The following is a 23,430-nucleotide window of genomic DNA, read 5'->3' on the forward strand; positions in this document are numbered from 1 at the left end:
CCGGGTTAATTGAAGTCGCTTTAGCAAAGCATGTGGCAGACAAAACCAACTGGCGAACTCTACTGAAAGGGGATGGAGAGCCAATGGCATTAGAAGAGTTGGCGAAACAGCTAATGCCTCATGCAGAGGAAGTCATCTCTGAAATCAAAGCAAAATATGGTGAAGACTCAGTGACACCATTAGTTGAAGATATAACGGAGATTCAGTATCCCGTTACCGAGCACCCTACAAAAATTGTATCGCACAACTTTGATAAAAACCCGGAAGTAACAGGGGTGCTTAAAGGCATTAAAGGTCAGTATTTAATTCTGGATACAGGTGTCATCAACGTCAGAAAGTTCACTTCATATGAAGTAACGTTTGAAGGTTAAATGAAAGGAGAGCTAAGCTCTCCTTTTTAGTTGTTGACGAGGGATTCAAGAGCCTCAAACAAATGGTTGATTTCCTGAAAAGTGTTGTAATGCATCAATCCAATTCGCACTACGCCGCCACTTTCTTCCAGTCCCAGCTGGCGAATCAGACCTAACGCATAAAAATGCCCGTTCCAGACACAGATGTTCTGCTCTCCCAACGCTGAAGCTACGACTTCAGGCGGAATCCCATCAAGACGAATAGCAAAGGTAGGCGTTCTGTCGTTCGAAGCACGGCTAATCCCATAGAGTGTAGCGCCGGATAAACCTGACAGTTTCTTCAGGAAGTGCTCGGACAATGCCTGCTCATGACGAGCATACTGGGAGTAACTTTCCACCAACCTTTCTCTCAATGATGTCTCTTCCGAGCCCCACTGCGATAGGTATTCTAAGGTTTGGTTGAATCCGGCGATCGCTTCAAAGCTCTGAGTTCCTGTTTCAAACCGACCAGGACCAAAATTCGTCGCAGGCTCTACTTTGTAAGGAACCAGAGTTTCTACCCACTTTGGCGATACATAGGCGATCCCGAGATGAGGACCGAAAAATTTGTACGCACTGCAAGCGAGGAAATCACAACCCAGATCCTGAACATCAATCAGGTGGTGGGGGGCATAGTGAACTGCGTCAATATACACTAATGCGTCAACCTGTTTAGCCAGTTCAATAACCGACTTCACATCAACAATAGAACCTGTCGTATTCGAGGCGTAAGTCACCGCAACAAGACGCGTTTTATCAGTCAAAAGCTCCTTAAAGTGAGCCATATCCAAGGTACAGTCTTCTTCATTTACCCGAACTTGCTTAACCGTTACGCCTTTATCCTGCGCAGCTTGTTGCCAGCTGGACACATTGGAGTAATGATCCAATGCCGTTACGATGATTTCATCCCCTGCTTGCCATTCTCGACTAATCGCTCGGCTGAGTTGGAAAGTCAGTGACGTCATGTTGGGACCAAAGACAATGTTGTTTCCAGATTCGGCATTCAGAAACTGCGCAGCCCCTTCCCTGCCTTGCTGCATCATCGAGGTGGTGATTTCGCTTGAAAAGAACTTTCCACCCAGATTGGAGTTGAAATGCCCTAGATATCGGGTCATCTCATCCAATACGGATTGAGGAACCTGACTCCCTCCGGGACCATCCAGAAAGCTTACCGGTTTGTCATTGTGAAGCTGGCTCAGAGCTGGAAACTGGGCTCTCGCGCTTTCGACATTAAACGTCATGACTCGATTCCGTCGCGGTTAACACAAACACATCCATATGACCTTCGTTGTCTCGAATCACTGAACGGATTGGCTGGGCGTTATGCCAGAGTTTATGGTCATCCAGCATAGCAACTTCACCATTTTGCAGCACCTTTCTAAAAAACGGCGCTTCATGGTTGTCTTGGTACAACATGATTTCGCCGCCAACAATGTTGTGACGGTCAATACCGACGATCGCAATATGGTCGAAACCATCCTGATGCACACCCTCTGGTGCTACCGGCGTCTCTTCGTAAACAGTCGCAATTCTGATCTGATGGATCTCTATCTCCTGCCCCTCTGGTAAGCTGTTGGCATCAACAAATACCTGACACAGCTCAAGCATCGCATCACTCTCTAGGATTCGGTTTTCAATCGGCTCAAACTGACGAATAACGTCACCTTGAAAATGATTAATGTCCTCAGATTGAACGAAGCTATGGCGATTTACTTCCGTTAATCTGTTTTGTTGGAACTGAACCACTGAGTAACGGCGCAATCTATATTTGCCGTCCGCGTGACTTGTGTTAGGGAGAGAATTAAAAGATGGAGATAATTGTGCTATCGCAGCATGGCTGAGCTGCGTTAACTGCAAAGTGCTTTCATGCGAAATCATTTCGGACTCCTGAGAATTACAGATACATATAATTTACATGTTCATTACATTTAGATTTACCCACATATCCTGCAAGATCAACTTTTATTAATTATTTATATTGATATAACGTCAATTTCAGCATTTAAAGCCAATAATAAAACAATAATCAGTCTTTAAAGCTGGTTTTTCAATCTCGTGAATGTTAAAACCAAAACTCTTCACTACCAGAATTTGTAACATCATGATTTAAATAGGTTTAAACGTGAAATAGTGACCCAGTTCTTATCTGTAGGAACTGATTCGACTTTATGCAATCATCTGATTGTTATTTAGATCAATAAGTTCTATTCTCGAACGCTATATTTATAACAGGAGTAGGCTAGTGAATAAGTTAGTCATTGCTGCAGGTATTGTGGCAGTTGGAGCTGGTGGATATTTTTATACTCAGCAGCAGGCATCTCAAAGCGTTTCAATTCTCGATCAAATTCCAGCAGATTCTGCAATCGTAGGTGTTCCGCTGAAACCTGTGCAGTTGGACAAGTTTCTTGGTTCTGTCGACACCTTCCCGACCATTGATGAGTTCATGGAACTGTCGCAAACCGATCCTGAGCGCATGACTAACCGCGAAACCTTCTTCTATGCTTTGGCTGAAACTTACATAAAATCGATTGAGAGCGTCGAGGCTTACAAAGCAGCTTTCGGCGCACCTGATATGATCAACAGCTACATCTACATGGTGGGTATTGCACCTGTCATGAAGTTTGATGTCGAAAACGAACAGGCTTTCTGGGCGACGTTCGACAAAGCTGAATCAAGCAGCAATTTCAAGCACACAGCCAAGAAAATAGGCGATGTTTCTTACCGCTCGTACAGCATTGCGGATGAAGATGGTCAGACTAAACTGGAGCTGGTTGTAGCCGTTCATCAGGGAATGGCGACGCTAACTCTGGACTCAGCAGATTTCGGCGAGCTTAGCCCGCTTAAAATTGCTCTAGGTATCGAAGCACCTACGCAATCTATCGCTCAGGCTGAAACCATCAAGCAACTTATTGCTAAACACCCGAACCTAAGTGACGAGTCTGTTGGTTACTTTGATCATCAGCAACTGGTTACTGGCTTCACTACAACGGATGGCAACCTACTTGCTAAGCATGTGGCAAAAATCAGTGAGTTAGTGAAAGCTGACGACCCATCTGCGATTAATCCGTTTGCAGAAATTCAGACTGAAGAGTGTAAAACTGAGTTTGCTGGCATTGCGGCGAACTGGCCTCGCACCGTATTTGGAGCGACAGTGAATGATGGTGGTCTGACAATGGACGCTAAGTTTGTTGTCGAGAGCAACAACAAAGTCATTCTGGATGCACTGAAAACTATTCGTGGTTTCATCCCAAGCAGCGCACAAGATAGCGCACTATCATTCGGGTTAGGTATTGATGTAAACAACCTGACTCCTGCGCTGAATGCCATCTGGCAGGACAGCCTTTCCGTACAATACTCATGTGCACCACTGGCAGAAATGCAAGCGGGTCTTAGTCAGGCAAACCCTGCAATGGTCGGTATGGCAACAGGTTTTGTTAATGGTCTGAAAGGCATCAGCTTTAACTTGTTCGACTACGGTTTCGGTGAAACTGAATACGGTGAAGAACTGAATAAGCTTGATGCATCAGTCTCTATTTCGGCAGACAACCCAGTCGCGCTTTTCCAAGCTGCGCAAATGATGGAACCGTCACTGGCTCAAGTTCAGATCCCAGCAGATGGCACACCAGTCGAGTTACCACCTCAGTTAGCAGCACAGTTTGCTGACATCGGTACTGTTTACGTTGCCTCTAAAGGTAGCCACCTGACGATTTACACTGGTGAAACAGCAACGAAAGAATCCACCAAACTGTTTGATCAAACGCTTGAAGCGAATGGTCTGTACAGCATCTACTTTGATTATGGCAAGTTGTTTAAGCCATTTGTCGATATGGTAGAGCGCAGCGGTGAACCTGTTCCTGCAGAGCTTGAACCATTCATTCAAGATGATGTAAAAGGCGACGTTAAGATGGACGTAACCGACAAAGGCATCGTTTTCGAAATGAACAATGTCACTTACTAACCGACATTTTTCTGAATAATGAACAAGAAACCACCAAATTTTGGTGGTTTCTTTTTTGGCTCTTATAAAACAACACCGCAGACCAGTCAGAAGCGGGATCTACGTTCTAAACTATAACCATTTAATTGCTTTAACTGCGTTGCATTTCCTTTCTTTCGTCCCCACTATTTTTTACAATCTAGCCAAAATATTATTATTCAAATTTCGGAGTCCAAATGAGCGACGTAAAGCACTGTAGTCTTCTAATTCTCGGTTCTGGTCCTGCGGGTTACACCGCGGCTGTATACGCTGCCCGAGCAAATCTAAATCCGGTTCTTGTTACTGGCATGCAGCAAGGTGGTCAGCTAACCACAACGACTGAAGTAGAGAACTGGCCAGGCGACGCAGAAGGCTTGACTGGACCAGGTTTGATGGAACGAATGAAAGAACATGCTGAACGTTTTGAGACCGAAATTTTGTTCGATCACATCAATGAAGTAGATTTCAGTAACCGTCCTTTCCGCCTGAAAGGTGATTCTGGCGAATACACCTGTGATTCACTCATCATCTCTACTGGTGCATCGGCAAAATATCTTGGTCTTGAATCTGAAGAAGCGTTTAAAGGTCGCGGTGTATCAGCATGTGCTACATGTGATGGATTCTTCTATCGCAACCAGAAAGTAGCCGTAATCGGTGGTGGTAACACTGCGGTTGAAGAAGCACTTTACCTTTCTAATATTGCTTCTGAAGTACACCTGATTCACCGCCGTGATTCGTTCCGCGCAGAAAAAATCCTGGTGAAGCGCCTGATGGATAAAGTCGAGAACGGCAATATTGTTCTTCACACGGATCGTACTCTGGACGAGGTACTCGGTGACGACATGGGTGTAACTGGTGTTCGCATCAAAGATACTCAGTCTGACAACACAGAAGAACTGAACGTAATGGGCGTATTCGTTGCTATCGGTCACCAGCCAAACACTGGCATGTTTGAAGGTCAGCTAGACATGAAAGACGGCTACATTGTCGTAAAATCAGGTCTTGAAGGTAATGCTACACAAACGAGTATTCCTGGCATTTTCGCTGCGGGTGACGTGATGGATAACAACTACCGTCAAGCCATCACTTCTGCTGGTACAGGCTGTATGGCAGCTTTGGATGCAGAAAAATTCCTAGATGGTCTGACAGACTAATGAATCTCTAGTTTTGATGAAAAATCCGGCACAAATGCCGGATTTTTTATTTTTATTTTTCCCACTTCACTCCGTAATCCTGCACAAGCTGATATAATCTCCCCCCACAAAACATAATGATTTGAATTTAAAGTCTTCTTCCATGGACAAACATAAGCAGCGCGCCTTAAATAAATGGCTCAAGCAGCAAAGCAAACTCGCCAAACGCTGGTTAATGATTACCGTCAGTCTGGGCGTCGTTTCCAGCCTGTTTCTTCTTGTTCAAGCCGCTTTACTGGCTTCGATTCTTCACCAATTAATTATTGAAAACGTCGACAAATACGACCTGATACCGCATTTTGCTGGTTTAGCAGGAGCCGTGGTTGGACGCGCCATTTGCAGCTGGGGGCGTGAACTCGCCGGTTACCGCTGCGGAGAGCAAATTCGTGTTTACGTACGCCAGCTGATCCTAGACCGCTTACGCGAGCTAGGTCCTGCGTATGTTAAAGGCAAGCCTGCTGGTACATGGGCAACACTGCTACTGGAGCAGGTAGAAAATCTTCAGGACTTTTTCGCTCGATATCTTCCTCAGGTGTCGCTGTCTGTACTTGTCCCATTTGTTATTCTCGCCGTGGTTTTCCCGACCAACTGGGCAGCAGGTTTAATTTTCCTAATTACTGCACCGTTAGTGCCTTTATTTATGGCATTGGTTGGCATGAAAGCCGCCGATGCTAACCGCAAAAACTTCAAAGCATTGCAAAGACTTTCGGGGCATTTCTATGACCGTTTGCAGGCAATGACCACAATTCGTCTTTTTGACCGTGCAAAGTCAGAGACTGAAGTTATGCGAGGTGCTTCTGAGGTGCTTCGCTCCAGAACGATGGACGTGTTAAGAGTTGCGTTTCTGTCTTCCGCTGTTCTTGAGTTCTTTACGTCGCTCTCCATCGCCATCACCGCGGTATATTTTGGTTTCGCCTTTATTGGCGAACTGAACTTCGGCTATTACGGCGCGACCATTACCCTTTTCTCTGGTCTTTTCATCCTAATCCTAGCTCCGGAGTTTTATCAGCCTCTTCGCGACTTGGGCACCTTCTATCACGCAAAAGCACAAGCGATGGGCGCGGCTGAAAGCTTAGTAGAGTTTTTGGAAACCGATGTCGACAAAATCACATCAGGCAGTCAGCCTGTTGAGGCTAACGCACCAATCTCCATAGCGGTGAAAGACCTGAAAGTATTCAGCCCTGAAGGCAGCGAGTTACTTGGTCCTGTTTCTTTCAATCTTGATACTAACCAGACCACAGCCATTGTGGGTCCTAGCGGTGCAGGTAAAACCAGCCTGATTAATGCGATTTTGGGCTTTTTGCCTTATGAAGGTCGCATCGAAATCAATGGGACTGACCTGAAAGAAGTCGACCTGGAAAGTTGGCGTAAAACCATCAGTTGGGTGGGTCAGAACCCACTACTACTCAATGGCTCCATTCTGGAGAACGTGACATTCGGTCGAGATGTTTCCAACGACGAATTGACTCACGCGCTAAAAGACAGCTATGCAGATGAATTTGTTGATCAACACGGCCTTGAATACATGGTCAGTGACCGCTCTGGCGGCTTGTCTGTTGGTCAGGCACAACGCTTGGCACTTGCACGTGCAATGTTGCAAAACGGTCAGTTCTGGATTCTCGACGAACCGACGGCAAGTCTGGATGCACGAAGTGAAAAGCTCGTATTGGCAGGTTTGGAAAGCCGAATTGCAGAGAAGACAACGTTAATGATTACCCATCAGCTTTCTCCTTTGAAAGACGTAGACAACATTCTCGTGATGGAGAATGGGTTGATTGCCGAACAAGGAAACTTTGAACACTTGAAAGCGCAAAACGGGCTCTTTGCCGAGATGCTGAAGTCACACCAAGAATCACAAAATGATAAGGGGAATCTGGATGCGTGATTTACTGCCTTATCTAAAGCTTTATAAGAAACACTGGTTTGGACTGTCTCTTGGCATGTTGCTGGCGTTTGCCACACTGTTCGCGTCCATAGGTCTTCTGACTCTTTCTGGCTGGTTTATCGCAGCTTCTGCCGTTGCAGGTTTAACCATTGCGCGTGAAACCTTCAACTACATGTTACCCGGAGCCTTTGTCCGCGGTTTTGCTATGAGCCGAACGGCAGGTCGCTGGGGAGAGCGTGTAGTAAGCCACAATGCGACATTCAAGTTACTGACTGATTTACGTATTTTCTTTTATGAAAAACTCACCCCTCTGATCCCAGGTAAAGTCGCTAACATTCGTGATGCAGATCTTCTAAACCGTTTGGTTGCCGACATCGACGCTATGGATCACGTCTACCTGAGACTGATCAGCCCGCTGGTTGTGAGTGTACTGGGTATCGCATCCCTCACCCTTTTCCTGTGCTGGTTTGACCCAGTATTGGGGCTGACGCTGGGTGGAATTCTTCTTGCTCTTGTTCTTATTTGGCCTGTGATCTTCTACAAGCTGGGCAAACTGAACGGACAGCAACTGACGCTGAATAAATCTGAACTTCGAATTGCAACGCTGGACTGGCTTCAAGGTCACTCTGAACTGGTGCTGTTTGGTGTGGAATCGCGCTACCGTGACAACATCGACAGCAAGCAGTCAGCGTTAATGGAAAATCAAGCTAAACACGCGCGTATAACTGGCTTGGCAAGCAGCCTGCTGATGTTAGCCAGTGGTTTAACCTTGGTTTTGATGCTCTGGATAGCAGCCGATGGTGTGGGCGGTCGAACGCCAGATCCTTTCATCGCGATGATCGCTTTCGCCACCATGGCGAGTTTTGAAATTCTGATGCCCGTCGCGGGTGCATTCCAGTATCTGGGTCAGACGGTAACGTCTGCTCGTAGACTGAACGAAATCATTCACGCAGATCCTGAAGTTCAATTTGTTACCAATGAAACACCTCAACCTGACAAGTTTGATATCCAGCTTTCTGATGTCACCTTTGGATACGAAGCGGATGCACCTGTTCTGAATAATCTGGATCTGCACGTCGGGCACGGGCAAAAAGTGGCGATTGTCGGTCAGACCGGTTCTGGAAAATCGACCCTTTTGCAGTTGGTAACGCGAATTTGGGATGCGCAGTCTGGTCAGGTTGCCATTGGTGGTCGCGATGTAAAGCAGTGGAATGAAAGTGCTCTGCGTGCCTCTACTTCGGTCGTCAGTCAACGTGTCGACGTTCTCAACGGCTCACTCAGGGATAATCTCACTATTGCATTGCCAGATGCGGAAGACGCTCAGCTGATTGATGTTCTCGAGCAGGTTGGATTATCCAAACTGAATGAAGACAAAGGGCTGGATACTTGGTTAGGTGAAGGCGGTCGTCAACTTTCTGGAGGAGAAAAGCGCCGAATCGGTATTGCTCGTGCGGTGCTGCGTCAGTCGCCTATTGTTCTGATGGATGAGCCGACAGAAGGTTTGGACAAGCAGACCGAACAGCAGATGATGCAGTTGTTTGATAAACATTTCAGCGATAAGACAGTTATATTCATCACTCACCGCTTGGTTGGGCTGGAGAAAATGGATCTGGTTTGTCTGATGGAACAAGGTCAGTTTATTGAAACGGGCAGCCACGCGGATTTGATTCGAGAACAGGGTCGCTACTATCAACTCTGCCAGACGCTTTAGTCAGTAAAACTGTACTATAAAAGCCAGAGCCAACAGAGCTCTGGCTTTTTTCTACCAGCGCGAAAACTGATGGTAATTGGATACGTCGATGAATTCAGGCTTAATCAATACCAGCTCTCTTTCAACTTTTCCCCCGTTCAGCAACCCCAACCCAATTTGCACTGCTTCCCTACTCATTCGCTTAGGAAATTGCGCTGATGTACCCAACCAGTTGGGGCGCCTTTTCCTCCAAAGCCTGAATAGCTGATGGCGCACCATCAACCGAAGCGATCCAGACTTGCTCACCGGACTGAAGCATTGCCTGTTCAGCGCCCAAAGCCGTCGGGTCATTAATCGCGAAAACGCCATCGATGTCCCTGTAAGCCTGAAGCGCGTATGCCATGGCTTCCAAGCCGCCGTTATAGCTGCCCGTTCCATTGATGTCTGCGTCCAGTAAATTGATGTCTGGGTAGTCATTTAGCACCGACTTACACCCCGCCACTCTGTCGAGACTGGCTGACACGGGTGGACCGTTAATGATGATCACCCTGCCCTTTTCATTCAGCTTCTTCACTAATTTCAGGCACGCCATTTCTCCAGCCTGAATGTTGTCGGTAGTAATAGTGACATCGGCACCCGTTGCCCTTACATCGACCGCAATCACTCGGATGCCAGCCCTTCTCGCTTTATTCACTGCCGGAGCGATTCCCTGCTCATCAGATGCCACCAGCAATATCAAATCCACCTTGCGCTCAATAAACAGGTCGATCTGCTGGTTCTGGCGATCTAAGTCGTACGCACTGGAACGGACAATCACATCGATCTTTTTATCAGGTATCTGGTTGGCTTCCGCCTTAATGCTTTTCACCATAGTGACAAAAAATGGATTGGTCAGGTCAGACACGGACACTCCGATTGAATAGTCTGAACTCGCAGATGCGCGACCGCTAAAGAGGAAAAGCAGTAAGACAAAACACAACACAGATTTGTACATAGAAGAAACCTTATCCTTATATAGCTGGTTACCTATACAGAGTAATCGCTGTCCGATCTGGCTGCAAACTAAGCGACATTGAGCCCCCTTTATCAAGCAGCAGTACCTGCTGTTCCCGGTTCAACCGCCCCCGTCATGATCGCCACCGCATCCGACATTGTATGAGTCTTCGGTGTGATGATATCGGCTCGCTTGCCCAAGCGGTGAACGTGAATTCGATCAGCGACTTCAAAGACATGAGGCATGTTGTGACTAATCAGTACCACAGGCAAACCTCTGTCCCTCACCTGCCGGATCAGGTCGAGCACTTTTCTTGATTCCTTCACACCCAGTGCCGCTGTAGGCTCATCCATAATCACAACTTTACTGCCAAACAAAGCAGAGCGAGCCACTGCCACCCCCTGCCTTTGACCACCAGATAGCGTTTCTACAGTTTGAGTAATGTTCTGAATGGTCATCAATCCGAGATCGGCAAGCTGCTGCTTTGCACGTTCATTCATGGCTTTTTTGTCCAGCATTCGAAAGACCGAACCCAATACACCTTCCCTGCGGATTTCACGCCCGAGAAAGAGGTTATCGGAGATATTCAACGCAGGTGCGACAGCAAGGTTCTGATACACCGTCTCTATCCCCATGTCTCTGGCACTCATGGGAGTTTTGAAAGACACCGTTTTGCCGTCTAGCTTAATCTCCCCTGCATCCGGTATCAGCGCGCCTGAAAGCGCTTTAATCAAACTGGATTTACCTGCGCCGTTGTCACCGATAACAGCCAGAATTTCCCCTTTGTACAAATCAAAGTCTGCGCCATCTAAAGCGGTAACTCGACCGTAACGTTTAACCAGACCTCTTGCCTGCAATACTGGTTCACTCATACCGATACCTTCCTAATCCAGTGGTCGACACCCACAGCAACGATGATTAATAACCCGACGGTAAATTCCTGCCAAAGCACATCTACCCCCAAGAGTGCGAGTCCATTTCTGAATACTCCGACAATTAAAGCGCCAATTAGGGTGCCAAATATGGACCCTCGCCCTCCAAACAAACTTGTTCCACCAATGACAACGGCGGTAATGGAGTCCAGGTTAGCGGTGTAGCCTGCCTGCGGGCTGATGGAGCCAATTCGTCCGATCAATACCCAGGCTCCGATAGCACAGATGAAACCTGCAACGACATAGACCGACAGCAAGATCTTTTGCGTTCGTATGCCTGCTAACCTTGCGGCGTCTGGATCATCACCTGTGGCATAGACATGTCGTCCCCATGCCGTCCAGTTAAGGGCATACCAAATCACAGCAAACAGTAAAATCATCAAAATAGAGCCGTAGGTGATTCTGGCACCAAAGAACTCGATGGTTTCTCCCATCCACTGAAGCAACGGGGCGTTTTTAGCGATGGCTTGAGAACGTATCGTCTGGCTATTGGAATACCAGAGATTCAGCGCAAAAAAGATGTTCCATGTCCCAAGTGTGGCGATGAACGGGGGCAGTTTGAACCGAGACACCAGCAGCCCGTTAAACAAACCTGCAAGCGTCCCGACCAGCATTCCTATGGCAAACGCGATAGACGGTGGCAGCCCAAAATCCATAGCCATACGCCCCATGACAACAGAGCATAAAACCATAATGGCACCGACCGACAAGTCGATTCCTGCGGTCAGGATAATGAGAGTCTGAGCAATACCCAACACACCAATAATGGTGACCTGCTGGAGAATCAGAGACATGTTGAATGGATGAAGAAATCGCTCTCCGATGAGGAAGCTGAATATTGTGACCGCGAGAATAAGCACCAGAAAAGGTGTCGGCAGTCGGCTGATTGTGCAAAAAGCGCTGCACAGATAAACCCACAGATGCCGATTCATTGAACTGAGCAAAACTTTTGTCTGCGTTACGTTCGGCGGCTTTTTCAAAATTGTGCTCGGTCGAAGAAGGGGGTTGGCTCATAGTGTTGTCCTTAACTCTATTCTGAGAGAGCCAAAGGCTCTCTCAGGTAATCACTTGGTTCTTTCCTCAGACATTAGCCCCAGCACTTACCAAGACCTTGCGCAGAAGTTGATGATTCAACACCGTTAACTGGCTCATCCGTGATCAGTTCAACCCCTGTATCAAAGAAGCCTTTACCTGGAGTCGCGCCCGGTTTTACGCCCGATTCAGCATACTCAGCAATCGCTTCTACACCGAGCGAAGCCATTTTCAACGGGAACTGCATGGAAGTGGCACCAATCACTTTATCCTTGATGTTCTCGACACCCGGACAACCTCCATCAACGGAAACCAGTAGGACGTCTTTTTCTTTGCCCACCGCTTTCAGTGCTTCATAAGCCCCTGCTGCCGCGGGTTCATTGATGGTGTAAACCACGTTGATACCCGGGTCTTTTTGCAATAGGTTTTCCATTGCACGGCGACCGCCTTCCTCTGATCCCTGAGTAACATCGTTACCTACGATACGCGGGTCATCTTCATCACGCATTTTGTTAGCGTCTTTCACATCGACCCCAAATCCTTTCAGGAAGCCCTGATTACGTGCGACATCAACCGTAATGCCTGCGGTACTGAGATCCAGCAGGGCAATTTTGGCATCTTTGGCTTTTGCACCCATTTTTGCTTTCGCCCATTTCCCGATCAGTTCACCAGCTAAGAAGTTATCCGTTGCGAATGTGGCATCCGCGACATTGGCTGGAGAGAAAGGCGTATCAAGCGCAATAACCACAATCCCCGCTTTACGTGCTCGCTCAATGGAAGGAGTTAATGCAACCGGATCACTCGCCACAATCAGAATGCCTTTAGCACCCGATGCAATCAGATTTTCGACTGCCTGAATCTGTGAGTCGTTATCGCCATCGTAGCGCCCGGCAAAAGAACGTAATTCAAGACCAAGCTCATTCGCTTTCGATTCTGCCCCTTCTTTCATTTTTACAAAGAATGGGTTGGTGTTGGTTTTAGTGATAAGTCCGACGATGGTTTTGTCAGCAGACAGAGCGGATGGTGCGCTGAACATGGCAGCAGCCAGTGCTGCAACAGTGAACATCTTTTTCATGATTGATTCCCTTTATCGTTATGCCAAGGTATTACCTTCCTTGGTCGGCTACCCAAAATTGAATTGGGAGAGACAAGAATCAAGTGAAAAAACTAATGAATGATTTCAGAGTAATAAAATCTCGTTAACAATTGTAATAAACCGCTTAACTGCTTGTTCTTTAAGTTACTTTGATAAGAGTTTGAAGGGTTTCAAATTGGAAAGGTTTAGAGATAAATGCCCATTCAGTATCAAACTGGTGATGTTTAATCAGTGCTTCGACAGGCAATCCGGACGTGAGTATTACAGGAAGATCCGGATGCGTTTTCATCAAATGCTGCTTTAAATTGACGCCGTCTTCCGGAGTACCCAAATTCACATCGGAAACCACCAAATTACATTCGTTCTGTTGCAAAAATTCCAAAGCGGACTGAACCGTTGGAACGGTGGAAACTCTCAGATTCAGTGACTGTAACTGCTCTTGGATAACCTTCCCAACTTCCTCGTCATCTTCCACAACCAGTACTTGAGAGCCAGAAGATAGATTAACGACTGGTGAAAGGATTTTCTCTTCCGGCCATCGGTTATCTGGGGTAACACCAATCGGTAATATCAGGGAGATTGTCGTTCCCTTTTGCGGGATAGAATCTATTTCAATCTCTCCGCCACTTTGGGTGACAAAACCATAGACCATACTCAACCCTAGACCGCTTCCTTCACCCGTTTGTTTTGTTGTGAAAAATGGCTCCAGTGCACGCCGCTGGGTCTCTGAGCTCATTCCTACTCCAGTATCCGACACTTTTAAACAAACACTGTCCTTGGTTGTTTGGGAGGTCGAAAGCGTGAGTGTTCCTCCTTCTGGCATTGCGGCTGCACTGTTCAGAACCAAATTCAATAAGGCATTTTCCAACTGAGATGGATCTACATGAATGTGCGTGTCTTTGAGTTGAAGAGAGGTTTTTACCTGAATACTTGGTGTGACACAGTACGCAGACAGATCCAGTATGCCCGCCACCAAATCATCCACCGCAACCCACTCCGGATACAACTGTTGCTTGCGACTGAATGCCAGTAAGCGCTGCACGAGGTTAGTGCCTTTCTCAGATACCATTAGCGCGCGAGCCAGATACTTTGCCTGACGCTCATCTACACCTTCAGACATTTCCAGTAGCTGTAGATTACCAATCAATGATGCCAGCAAGTTATTAAAATCATGCGCGACACCACCGGTTAGCTGACCCAACATTTCCATTTTTTGCGATTGGTGCAGTTGTTGCTCTATGGCTTTACGTTCAGACAGATCGCTGTACAAAGTAACAAACCCGCCTTCTGGCATGGGCTGGCTGCGAAACTCAATGATTCGTCCATCATTAAAATAACGCTCAAACACCGCTGATTTGTCTTTACGTTCCCGATTCAGCCTTTGCATCTCCAGGTTTTCCTGCATCAGATTTCGTGTTCGAAAAGGGGTTCTGGCCATTAAATCCTGAAGTTCATCAAGCGACATTCCAAAGGAGACTTCCCGCGCTTCAAGTTTAAACAACGTCAAGTAACGATGGTTCCATGCCACCAGCCTGTCCTGGTCATCAAACACACTCAAGCCATCCTGAATGTTGTTAAATATGGCTTCCAGCAAATTCTTTTGAGCCTGCAGGTCTTCCGTCATTCTTACCTTTTCGACCGCTTCAGACTGAAAGGCCTCAAAGGCTCTCGCCAATTCTCCAATTTCATCATTACGCTGGATATTGGCGACCGCTACGTTGGTGTCACCTTTGGCAAGGCTCGACATTTCATCGGTAACTGTTTTCAAATCACGAGTAAGTACCGAGTTAAACCGGTGAAGGTAGATACTGCTTACTAGCAAAAGAACAATAATGATCGAGATAAACATGGTCGCCCGGTCAATGGCACGCTCCGACTGTTTCTGCTGAAACCGTAAATGTTGCTGCAGTGCGATAACGAATTCGTGTACAGATACCGTCATCTGATCTGACTGGGCGCGAATGGATGAGAGAAGATAAGCATTATTACGACGAATCTCCGCGACCTTTGACTGCTGAAGCCTCAGCTCAGCCAATATTTTTGAGATTTCTCCAAAAGAAAGTACCTGCGCAAAGTCTTCCATCTGCTTGATCAAAACCTCTGGCACTCTCATCGGGTTAGTCGTAAACGATTCTAAGAAAATATTGCCTTGTGAATGTGAGGATAGTGGTTGCAATTCAAACTGTAGAGCCAGTAAATCCTCTCGCGTAAAGAGCTCCTGAGTCACGTTAGACAGAAGCCCCTGTATCGATGCATCCAGCGTTTCTACCCGTTTTAGTAAGGTATTTCGGGCTTCGACGTTGTTTAAGTGTCGGGCAACAGCGTTAAGCTCGGCAATTTTTTCTTGCAGGCGCTGGGTTTCATTCTGTACATGAAAGGGACGGGCAAAATCTGCTGCGTATGGTGCCATAGCGGCGACCTGAGCCACACTCTCTGAAAGGCTGAGCGCAGTATTAATGTCTTCCAAAGTAGCAGACGCGATGTCGTCAATTAGTGCTTGGTTTTGCTGTGTGGTATAGATAAAAACACTCGCCAGCGACAGGGTAAGAAGCAAAGTGCCGACAACGGAAAGCAGTAACTTGGTGCGAATACTCTGCAAGTTAACCATGGGTTAGCCAAGCATCACGACTTTACTATTAAAAACGTAGCCCACCCCACGCTCAGTCTGGATGAAATTGGGTAGACGCGGGTTGGTTTCTATTTTCCGACGTAATCTCAGTATCAGAACATCAATAGTTCGGTCCTGAGAGTCGGACGCGAAACCCTGCGTTTTATCGAGCAGTTGGTCACGGGACAAGACGCAGTTTGGCGAAGAAACGAATGCCTGAAGCAAAGAGAACTCTCCATAAGTGAGGCTGACTTCTTTCCCTGACTCATGATGTAACTGACGAGTGGTGATATTGAGTGTCCAGGGACCAAACTGATACTGGGTATGATCCGATACGACTTCAACAGGCTTAGGCTGAGTCAATTCTGAACGTCGTAGTAGCGCGTTCACACGGGCAATCAGCTCACGAAGATTAAATGGCTTCATCATATAATCGTCTGCCGCCACTTCCAGCCCAATTATCCGATCCGTTTCGTCCCCCTTCCCAGTTAGCATCATGATGGGAACAGCACTTTCTTCGCGAATGGATTTGGCAATCTGTAAGCCGTCTTCTTGCTTTAATCTAAGGTCCAGTAAGATTAAATCTGCTGTATCAGCTTCTAGAGCCTGAAAAAGTTGTGCACTGCTTTCAGCCTGGACGACATTGTACCCCTGCTGTGTCAGGGCATCATCCAACACATCACGAATATCCTGATCATCATCGACCACTATGATTCTTCTTACACTCTGTTCCCTGAGTTGCAAAATTCGGCTTCCTTAATTAAAGGTTCAGAAGTTATTTAATTAACACTCAATAACAACATTTGGCTAACAAACACTCGAAAATTGTGATTTGTATTAAGTCTAGCTGAATATAAAAAACCCAGCGCAAGGCTGGGTTTCAAAGGAATTAGGGCGAGAGATTAAGCGTATTCGATTTCGAACTGCTTCATAAATTCTACCAAAGCTTGTACGCCTTCAAGTGGCATTGCGTTGTAAATAGAAGCTCGCATACCACCTACTGCACGATGCCCTTTTAGAGCTTGAAGACCTGCCTCTTCCGCCAGTTCTAAGAACTTGCTATCCAATTCAGGTTTCGCTAGTTGGAATGGCACGTTCATTCGAGAACGGTTAGAAGGATGAACCTGATTTCGGTAAAACTCAGAGCCGTCAATGTAGTTGTACAACAGCGCCGCTTTTTCTTCGTTCACCTTTTCAATAGCTTCTACACCACCTTGCTCTTTCAACCACTCAAAGACCAAGCCAGACAAATACCAGGCGTAGGTTGGTGGCGTGTTGAACATGGAGTCTTTTTCTGCCAGAACCTTGTAATTCAGGATGCTTGGCAAGGCTTCCGACGCCAGTTCAAGCAAGTCATCTCTTACAATCACGATGCAGATACCAGCAGGACCGATATTTTTCTGTGCACCAGCGTAGATAACACCGTACTTCGACACATCGATTTTACGAGACAGAATGGTTGAAGACATGTCTGCAACAATCGGTTTGTCGGTAACAGGCAAATCTGTGATTTCTACACCATCAATAGTTTCATTCGGACAAAAGTGCACATAAGCAGCGTTTTCATCGATTTTCCACTCCGAAGGTGGAATAACTGCAACTTTTCCGTCGACTTCGGTTTTAGCGTTAATCACGCGAGGAGTACAATACTTCTTCGCTTCTTTAACCGCGCTTTCCGCCCAGTAACCTGCGTCTACATAATCTGCGGAAGGTTTGTCGCCTATCAGGTTCATAGGCACGGCTGCAAACTGAGCTCGCGCTCCACCATGGCAAAACAGTACTTTGTAGTTGTCTGGAATGGACAGAAGGTCGCGTAAGTCTTGCTCTGCTTTGTCGGCTACTGCAATAAACTCTTTGCTACGGTGGCTGATTTCCATTACCGATGTGCCAATACCGTTCCAGTTAACGTATTCGGCTTGCGCCTTTTCCATGACTGCTTTAGGTAGTCCGGCTGGACCAGCACTGAAATTGTAGATCGGTTCCATGATGAGGGATGCTCCTGCTAGGTAAAACGTTTCCCAAGTAATAACACTTTTTCACATATTGAAAAAGTAAAAATCTACAGTAAACACAAAAAAAGAAGTCTTTTGACTTCTTTTTTTCTTCAGTGAGCTATTTCCTGCAAATATCTCTATCTTTGCCCAGCCATTAACGGCATAAACAATGCAAGAAGAGGAACCTGTTTTCCACTTTCAAAGGTCACCTGGCCACCATTCAGGTTGGCATTCAGGTCGACTCCTTTGTCACCTTCGGTTGCAAATTCCATAATCAGCAGTTCATCAATGTTTTCGCGAACATATGGGTATGCTTGCAACAATTCATTGGAGATATGAGCATCCAGCTTGCCTTCTACTACGTTCAGTAGAATAGAAGCATTTTGTGAAACATTTTTCTGCCCTGCTGGAACCACCAGTTTCCATGCAGACTGAAAATCGCCGCCATTGAGGTTAACAGCAAATTTATTCAGCTCTACTTCAAGCCCAGCCTCAACCAGTTGATCAAGTAGTGGCATGCTTTGCTCAACTTTTTCTGGAGTTAACTCTGCACCAGATTGGTAAATGGACAGTAGCTGCTCTAATGCATCACTGCGAATGCCGTTAAATGCAAAGTCCAGCTTCACTTTTTTGGCTACATTCTCACCCGAAGTCGCTTCTTCAATCGTTAGCACTTGCTGGTTATCGAACGTTTCCCCAGTTTCAGCTTTCACAGAGGTAATCATGTAATCCAGTTCACTTAGCTGGAAATCATTCTGACCACCGACGGTTTTTAGCGAAATACCCGCCAAATCCATCTTCTGTTCACCAATCCAGATCCCCTGCTCTTTTTGTCCATTGCCTTTTGCGGTGAACCCTGAAACCACAAGTTCATCACCATTGGCAAAGTTAACTGAAGAGAAAGGAATGGATGCTTGGTAGTCTAAAGCACCAGAAATAGATGCGCTGCCAGTGGCAGAATACTCGCCGACGATAAGCTCTGACCCACTTGAGTCAGTAAAGTTGAACTTGCGACCCACCAGCTCGAAATCGGTATCACCATTAAGTTTGCTTTGGGTGGCTAATTCGAACTGCACTAACTTCGAATCTTTCACATAGGAATGCGCGTCTATTGAGAGTAATCCATGGCTGATGTCATGAACCACATCAATAGAGGTTGGTAACCCATCTTTCTCAAGATTCTCTGCCAACAGTGGATCTGTGATGGTGTAACGTGTGATTGCCTGAGCATAGAAATAGCTTCGGTCGTACTCAACCACTTCGGCTTTCACGCCTTCACTGTTGAGCTGCTGAATACCATTTTCAACGATAGTTTGTGCAATTTGACCAACAGCCAAAGGCCAACAAGCAGTTAGCGCAATAGCACCACCAATGGCGCCAAGTTTCTTAAGAGAGTGCATGCGATAGGAAATTAACAATTAAAAATGGCAGTCTACCCTAATTTGTTCAGCAATGGGAAAGCCGAACAATGAATTTTTGTTAAGAATAATCTTTGAGTTACGTCAGCGTTTTGTCAGATAACCGCAGCTATCGCCTAGAATACTAACCACATCTCATATCGAACTGCATCTTCTTGGTAGATTTAATTTATCTCAAGGAGGTGCTGTGAAAGATTTTTCGATTTTATTTATCGATGATGACCACGAAAGTGTTCGTCGCTTTGAATCGGTATTCGCCCCTTTTTACGATCATTTCGATGTTCGTTTCACGTGCTCTATTACAGAAGCGAGCAGCGTGGTAAAAGAGCTTTCTCAGGCTCAATCCGGGCTGGCAATGGTGATAGCTGCGAACAGAGCAAACATTCTGGCTTCTGATTATCTTATTCAGATTGGACAGATTCCCGAAACAAAACATGCCCGTAAGGTGCTGTTAAGTGATGGAAATGACCTTGAAGACATTCTTACCGCAGTAAATAAAGGCAGGCTGGATCACTGCATAACTGAGTCGTCTGATACGCAGTCCATTACCAAAAGCCTGGTGCAGGAACTGACTGACTTTATTCTGGAATACCCTGAACAGGACTGGCTGAAATACAGCAAAATCCTCGACCAAGGGAGGCTAGTTAGAGCGCACATTGAAAATCGTATCCATCGATTTCAGTCTGGCTTTCTTCATGATTACCATAACCTCACTGATGAAGCACTGGCTGAAAAAGTTATCGGCGCCCTAAGTGAGTTTTTCTCTTCCAATGACGAAACACAAGCGATACGAACGTATTCCGCAGAACACCTCCTCACAAGGGAAGGAACACCCAACCACTTTTTGTGGTTTATTACCTCTGGTCAAGTCGCGCTGTACAAGAAGGATGAACTCGGGATTCAGCGGGAAGTGGTACGGCATCAGAAAGGCAACTTAGTCGGCGGCATGTCTTTTGTTACCGGAGAGATGTCTTTTTCTACGGCAATTACTTTGAGCCAGACCCGTGTCATTAAGCTTAGCCGAGCCGAGTTCAATAAAGTGATGCATTCAGACTCCGAACTGCTTCCTCTCTTTACGAACCTTCTCTTGCGTCACTTTAACCGCCGTTTGCAGCGCAGCATTGATACCAAACTTGAACTGCAAAAGTCACTTGAGTCTTTGGAAACCGCGCAAACTCAGTTGATCGAGAAAGAGAAGATGGCGGTGCTTGGTCAGCTTGTTGCGGGTGTCGCGCATGAGCTAAACAACCCTGCCGCCGCTATTTTAAGAGGCGCGGAATCCCTGAGCCTCGCCGTTCAGGCAATTGTTGAACCTGATCAGCCGTTAGAAGATTCCGACCTTGCTCGGCAGTTGCTTTTGTCTTCATTAAACAATCACCCGGAATCTACCGCCACACAAAGGGAACATGCTAAAGCGATAGAGAAACAGATTGGTGATAGAAGGATCGCAAAGAAACTGGTGAAACTAGTGCTACATAAAGATGAGTCAGTGCTAAACAAGCTTATCGCGTCAAATGAATTAGATAAGATATTGCCAAAGCTTGAACACTACCACACAGTTGGAAATACCCTTCGTTCTTTGAATGTGTGCGCATCACGAATTACCGACATGGTTAAAAGCCTAAAAGGCTACGCCAGAGATGAAGGTGAGTCCCTTCAAGACTGCAATATTCTTGAAGGGTTAGAGGATACTCTTACTATGTTTGAAAACCAGCTTAAGCTATTCAAGCTCACAAAACACTATGAAGAGTTACCTATGCTGCGATGCAACCCCAATGCTTTGCAGCAAGTATGGACGAACCTCATCTCTAACGCACTCGATGCGTTACCTGAAAAAGGCGAGATAGTCATATCGGCGAAGCAAGAATATTCAGACAAAAGAGACTGGGTGGTGGTTGAGATACAGGACTCAGGGCACGGAATCCCCCACAACATTCTTCCAAAGATTTTTGACCTGAACTTCACCACCAAAAAAGAAGGTAACTTCGGCTTAGGCATCGGGCTGTCTGTCTGCCAGCAAGTTGTTAAACAGCATGGAGGTAAGTTGATTGCAGAGTCAAAGCCAAACCAATACACCCGAATGCGAGTAATGTTGCCCACTCATTCTGAATCCAAGGAGCACACACAATGAATCAGTATCTAATACTCTGTGTAGACGATGAGCGCGAAGTTCTGGACAGTGTCATCCATGATTTAGAACCGCTAGATGAATTTTTTGTGCTTGAGGCAGCAGAGTCCGTTTCAGAAGCAAAAGAGATCATCGAAGAGAATGCAGAAAAAGGTATAAAACTGGCTCTGATACTGTGCGACCATATTATGCCAGAGCATTCAGGTATCGATTTCCTCATTGAGCTCAATCATTCAGATGAAACCACCCATACCCGAAAAATCCTGTTAACAGGACAGGCAGGGCTCGAAGACACAATCCAAGCGATAAACCAGGCTAATCTGGACTTTTATATTTCAAAACCCTGGCAAGGTAAAGACCTTCTTAACACCATAACTCAGCAGCTCACTCAGTTCATTATTGAAAATGACACTGAACTTTTACCCTGGGTTCGCATTCTAAACGGAGAGAAAATCCTCGAAGCCATCGCGGCAAAACGCACTGAATTTGGTGAATAGAGGGCATTTTCCATCAAATCGAGCAGAAAACGCCCACAGAAATGGAATTTCTTTCAATTTTTTAATGAATCCTCGTTAGGATGCATTATCATAAACCGTAATAATTCAAGGAACTTCATGGTATTGCCATTAAGGCACTACCAGAACCAACTAAAGAAGGTTTGTCTAAATTATGCGTAAGACACTGTTAGCCATTGGTCTGATGGCAGTATCTGCTTCTTCATTTGCTGCAGACAAAGACCAAGTCGCGTCAATGAGCAACTTTAACTACGACTATGCTGAAGCGCGAATCGGCGCCAGCCCAATGACTTTTGGTGGTGGTTTCAGTAAGTCAATTCACCCTAACGCACATATGGTTGCAACGGTTGATTCCAAATTTAAAGGTGATTTCAACCTGTCTGCTGGTTTCGGCTTTCACGCTCCGGTAAACAACTGGGCTGATCTAACAGGTGAAATGCTGTTCCGTGCAGTCGATAACAAAGATCAAGATATCGACACAGGTATGCAAATTAACCTTGGTGTTCGCCAATGGTTGGGTCCACAGCTAGAAGTGGGTGGTAAAGTAGGTTACGTATCCATTAAGCAAAAAGACGAGTGGACAGGTTCTGTATACGGTCGCTTCCATTCTACTGAGCTATTCTCAATTGGTCTGGAAGGTCTGCTTAACGACTTCTACGGTGACCAGTTTATGATGACGGCAAGATTTAAGTTTTAATCTTTCTTCTTCCTGAATTTAGAAAGCCAGAGATTTTAGTCTCTGGCTTTTTTGTTGGTGTAATAAAAAACCCCAACCTAGTGGTTGGGGTTTTCTTTAGCTAAACCAAAATCTAAATATTAGTGCGCGCGAATGTCATACCTTAGATCTGAAAGCGTATTGTAAACAGGCATATATTCAAGTGACTGTTTTCTATAAGCATACAAATCTGCCAGCTCAGTACGTTTAGTCTCATCTTGATAATCTGCTAAGACAATTTGTTTGAGATCAACCGAGCTATAATCACCACCATTGTCAACTCTTGCTTTTTCCAAAGCTTCAAACTCACCTACATACTCGATCATAGACCAAGCATAAGTGTTTTCTTCAGAAGCATAGTAGGTTCTACCATTAGAGCGCTGGTATGAACGAACAATGGAAGAGCCTGGTAGCTCACTACGTATTGAGATTTTTCTTCCAAATACTTCGTCTCGTTGATCGACCATGTTACCAACTGTATTTAGTAGCATCGCTGTCAATATTGCTTTGTTCAACTTTACTTCTTGGTATTTAGGTAAACCAAATTTACGCTCAAGGATCCAGTTAGCTCGGAATGGTGTTTTTTCAACCTTGTTTTCCCATGAGAAAACCGGGAGTTCAACGTTCGACTTAACCACTTCTCCTGCTTCATTTCTAAATACCGCGTGAAGTGTGTTACCAAGCACTAGACTTTCAATCCAACCCATGCCGTATTCGGCGATAAATCTATAACCCATCGTTTCAGGATCGAAGCTAGAGATTTTTGAAAGCTCAACCAGAGATAAGGTAGAACGTGCAGTTGAGAAACGTGAACGATCACCAACTCTATCTACCAACGCAACCGAAGCTGCTAAGATATCGTTCC

At 45.9% G+C, this 23,430-nt stretch carries 18 protein-coding genes and 1 pseudogene; 8 read left to right on the forward strand and 11 right to left on the reverse strand.

From position 1 onward, the window contains the following. On the forward strand, window positions 1-371 hold a 371-nt coding region (locus RH89_RS25150; protein WP_004408191.1), incomplete at its 5' end, for a DUF2797 domain-containing protein. 26 nt (window positions 372-397) lie between these two features. Here RH89_RS25150 and RH89_RS25155 read toward each other — a convergent pair. Both RH89_RS25155 and RH89_RS25160 read right to left on the reverse strand, forming a co-directional pair. Further along, window positions 398-1,630: a cysteine desulfurase-like protein gene (locus RH89_RS25155; RefSeq protein WP_004408192.1), complete on the reverse strand. Its 1,233-nt coding sequence runs from the start codon at window positions 1,628-1,630 to the stop codon at window positions 398-400. Continuing rightward, entirely contained in the window at window positions 1,620-2,267 is a 648-nt protein-coding gene (locus tag RH89_RS25160; RefSeq protein ID WP_004408193.1) for a 2OG-Fe dioxygenase family protein, read from the reverse strand. The genes RH89_RS25155 and RH89_RS25160 overlap by 11 nt, the downstream gene beginning before the upstream one ends. A 364-nt stretch (window positions 2,268-2,631) precedes the next feature. Here RH89_RS25160 and RH89_RS25165 point away from each other — a divergent pair, with 364 nt between their 5' ends. The 4 genes from RH89_RS25165 to cydC all read left to right on the forward strand — a co-directional run bounded on the left by RH89_RS25165 (window position 2,632) and on the right by cydC (window position 9,154). Further along, window positions 2,632-4,347 carry a hypothetical protein gene (locus RH89_RS25165; protein ID WP_004408194.1) on the forward strand — a complete coding sequence of 572 codons (1,716 nt, stop codon included), beginning with the start codon at window positions 2,632-2,634 and terminating at the stop codon, window positions 4,345-4,347. Window positions 4,348-4,562: 215 nt separating this feature from the next. After that, window positions 4,563-5,519 carry a thioredoxin-disulfide reductase gene (gene trxB / locus RH89_RS25170; RefSeq protein WP_004408195.1) on the forward strand — a complete coding sequence of 319 codons (957 nt, stop codon included), beginning with the start codon at window positions 4,563-4,565 and terminating at the stop codon, window positions 5,517-5,519. A gap of 142 nt (window positions 5,520-5,661) precedes the next feature. After that, a complete protein-coding gene (gene cydD / locus RH89_RS25175; RefSeq protein WP_004408196.1) occupies window positions 5,662-7,443 on the forward strand; it encodes a heme ABC transporter permease/ATP-binding protein CydD in 1,782 nt (593 codons plus the stop codon). Continuing rightward, window positions 7,436-9,154 carry a heme ABC transporter ATP-binding protein/permease CydC gene (cydC, locus tag RH89_RS25180; RefSeq protein ID WP_004408198.1) on the forward strand — a complete coding sequence of 573 codons (1,719 nt, stop codon included), beginning with the start codon at window positions 7,436-7,438 and terminating at the stop codon, window positions 9,152-9,154. Before cydD ends, cydC begins: the two co-directional genes overlap by 8 nt. 181 nt (window positions 9,155-9,335) lie before the next feature. Here cydC and RH89_RS25185 read toward each other — a convergent pair whose 3' ends face one another. The 8 genes from RH89_RS25185 to RH89_RS25220 all read right to left on the reverse strand — a co-directional run bounded on the left by RH89_RS25185 (window position 9,336) and on the right by RH89_RS25220 (window position 19,207). Next, a complete protein-coding gene (locus RH89_RS25185) occupies window positions 9,336-10,127 on the reverse strand; it encodes a substrate-binding domain-containing protein (RefSeq protein WP_004408200.1) in 792 nt (263 codons plus the stop codon). Between the two features lie 92 nt (window positions 10,128-10,219). Beyond that, the gene (locus RH89_RS25190; RefSeq protein WP_004408201.1) at window positions 10,220-10,999 is read right to left on the reverse strand and encodes an ATP-binding cassette domain-containing protein; all 780 of its coding nucleotides are present in this window, start codon (window positions 10,997-10,999) and stop codon (window positions 10,220-10,222) included. Beyond that, window positions 10,996-12,039 carry an ABC transporter permease gene (locus RH89_RS25195; RefSeq protein WP_244410442.1) on the reverse strand — a complete coding sequence of 348 codons (1,044 nt, stop codon included), beginning with the start codon at window positions 12,037-12,039 and terminating at the stop codon, window positions 10,996-10,998. Before RH89_RS25195 ends, RH89_RS25190 begins: the two co-directional genes overlap by 4 nt. Before the next feature lie 107 nt (window positions 12,040-12,146). Further along, window positions 12,147-13,166: a sugar ABC transporter substrate-binding protein gene (locus RH89_RS25200; RefSeq protein WP_004408203.1), complete on the reverse strand. Its 1,020-nt coding sequence runs from the start codon at window positions 13,164-13,166 to the stop codon at window positions 12,147-12,149. Between the two features lie 160 nt (window positions 13,167-13,326). Continuing rightward, window positions 13,327-15,795 (reverse strand): PAS-domain containing protein, encoded by a 2,469-nt coding sequence (locus RH89_RS25205; protein ID WP_004408204.1) that lies wholly within the window; start codon window positions 15,793-15,795, stop codon window positions 13,327-13,329. 3 nt (window positions 15,796-15,798) lie between these two features. Beyond that, window positions 15,799-16,539 (reverse strand): response regulator, encoded by a 741-nt coding sequence (locus RH89_RS25210; protein WP_022589498.1) that lies wholly within the window; start codon window positions 16,537-16,539, stop codon window positions 15,799-15,801. A gap of 158 nt (window positions 16,540-16,697) precedes the next feature. Further along, window positions 16,698-17,780 carry a 3-phosphoserine/phosphohydroxythreonine transaminase gene (gene serC, locus RH89_RS25215; RefSeq protein WP_004408208.1) on the reverse strand — a complete coding sequence of 361 codons (1,083 nt, stop codon included), beginning with the start codon at window positions 17,778-17,780 and terminating at the stop codon, window positions 16,698-16,700. Window positions 17,781-17,926: 146 nt separating this feature from the next. After that, window positions 17,927-19,207: a DUF945 family protein gene (locus RH89_RS25220; RefSeq protein WP_139063358.1), complete on the reverse strand. Its 1,281-nt coding sequence runs from the start codon at window positions 19,205-19,207 to the stop codon at window positions 17,927-17,929. Between the two features lie 187 nt (window positions 19,208-19,394). Between RH89_RS25220 and RH89_RS25225 the strand changes: the two genes are divergently transcribed. The 3 genes from RH89_RS25225 (at window position 19,395) to RH89_RS25235 (ending at window position 22,547) form a co-directional block, all read left to right on the forward strand. Beyond that, on the forward strand, window positions 19,395-21,338 hold the full coding sequence (locus RH89_RS25225; RefSeq protein WP_004408210.1) for an ATP-binding protein: 1,944 nt from the start codon (window positions 19,395-19,397) through the stop codon (window positions 21,336-21,338). Further along, window positions 21,335-21,832 carry a response regulator gene (locus RH89_RS25230; protein WP_004408211.1) on the forward strand — a complete coding sequence of 166 codons (498 nt, stop codon included), beginning with the start codon at window positions 21,335-21,337 and terminating at the stop codon, window positions 21,830-21,832. Before RH89_RS25225 ends, RH89_RS25230 begins: the two co-directional genes overlap by 4 nt. 172 nt (window positions 21,833-22,004) lie before the next feature. Continuing rightward, on the forward strand, window positions 22,005-22,547 hold the full coding sequence (locus RH89_RS25235) for a hypothetical protein (protein ID WP_004408212.1): 543 nt from the start codon (window positions 22,005-22,007) through the stop codon (window positions 22,545-22,547). Window positions 22,548-22,666: 119 nt separating this feature from the next. Here RH89_RS25235 and RH89_RS30015 read toward each other — a convergent pair. Further along, window positions 22,667-23,430 (reverse strand): annotated as a pseudogene (locus RH89_RS30015) (zinc-dependent metalloprotease); the annotation flags it as partial.

It is taken from the genome of Vibrio nigripulchritudo ATCC 27043 (assembly GCF_000222685.1).
GTDB lineage: Bacteria > Pseudomonadota > Gammaproteobacteria > Enterobacterales > Vibrionaceae > Vibrio > Vibrio nigripulchritudo.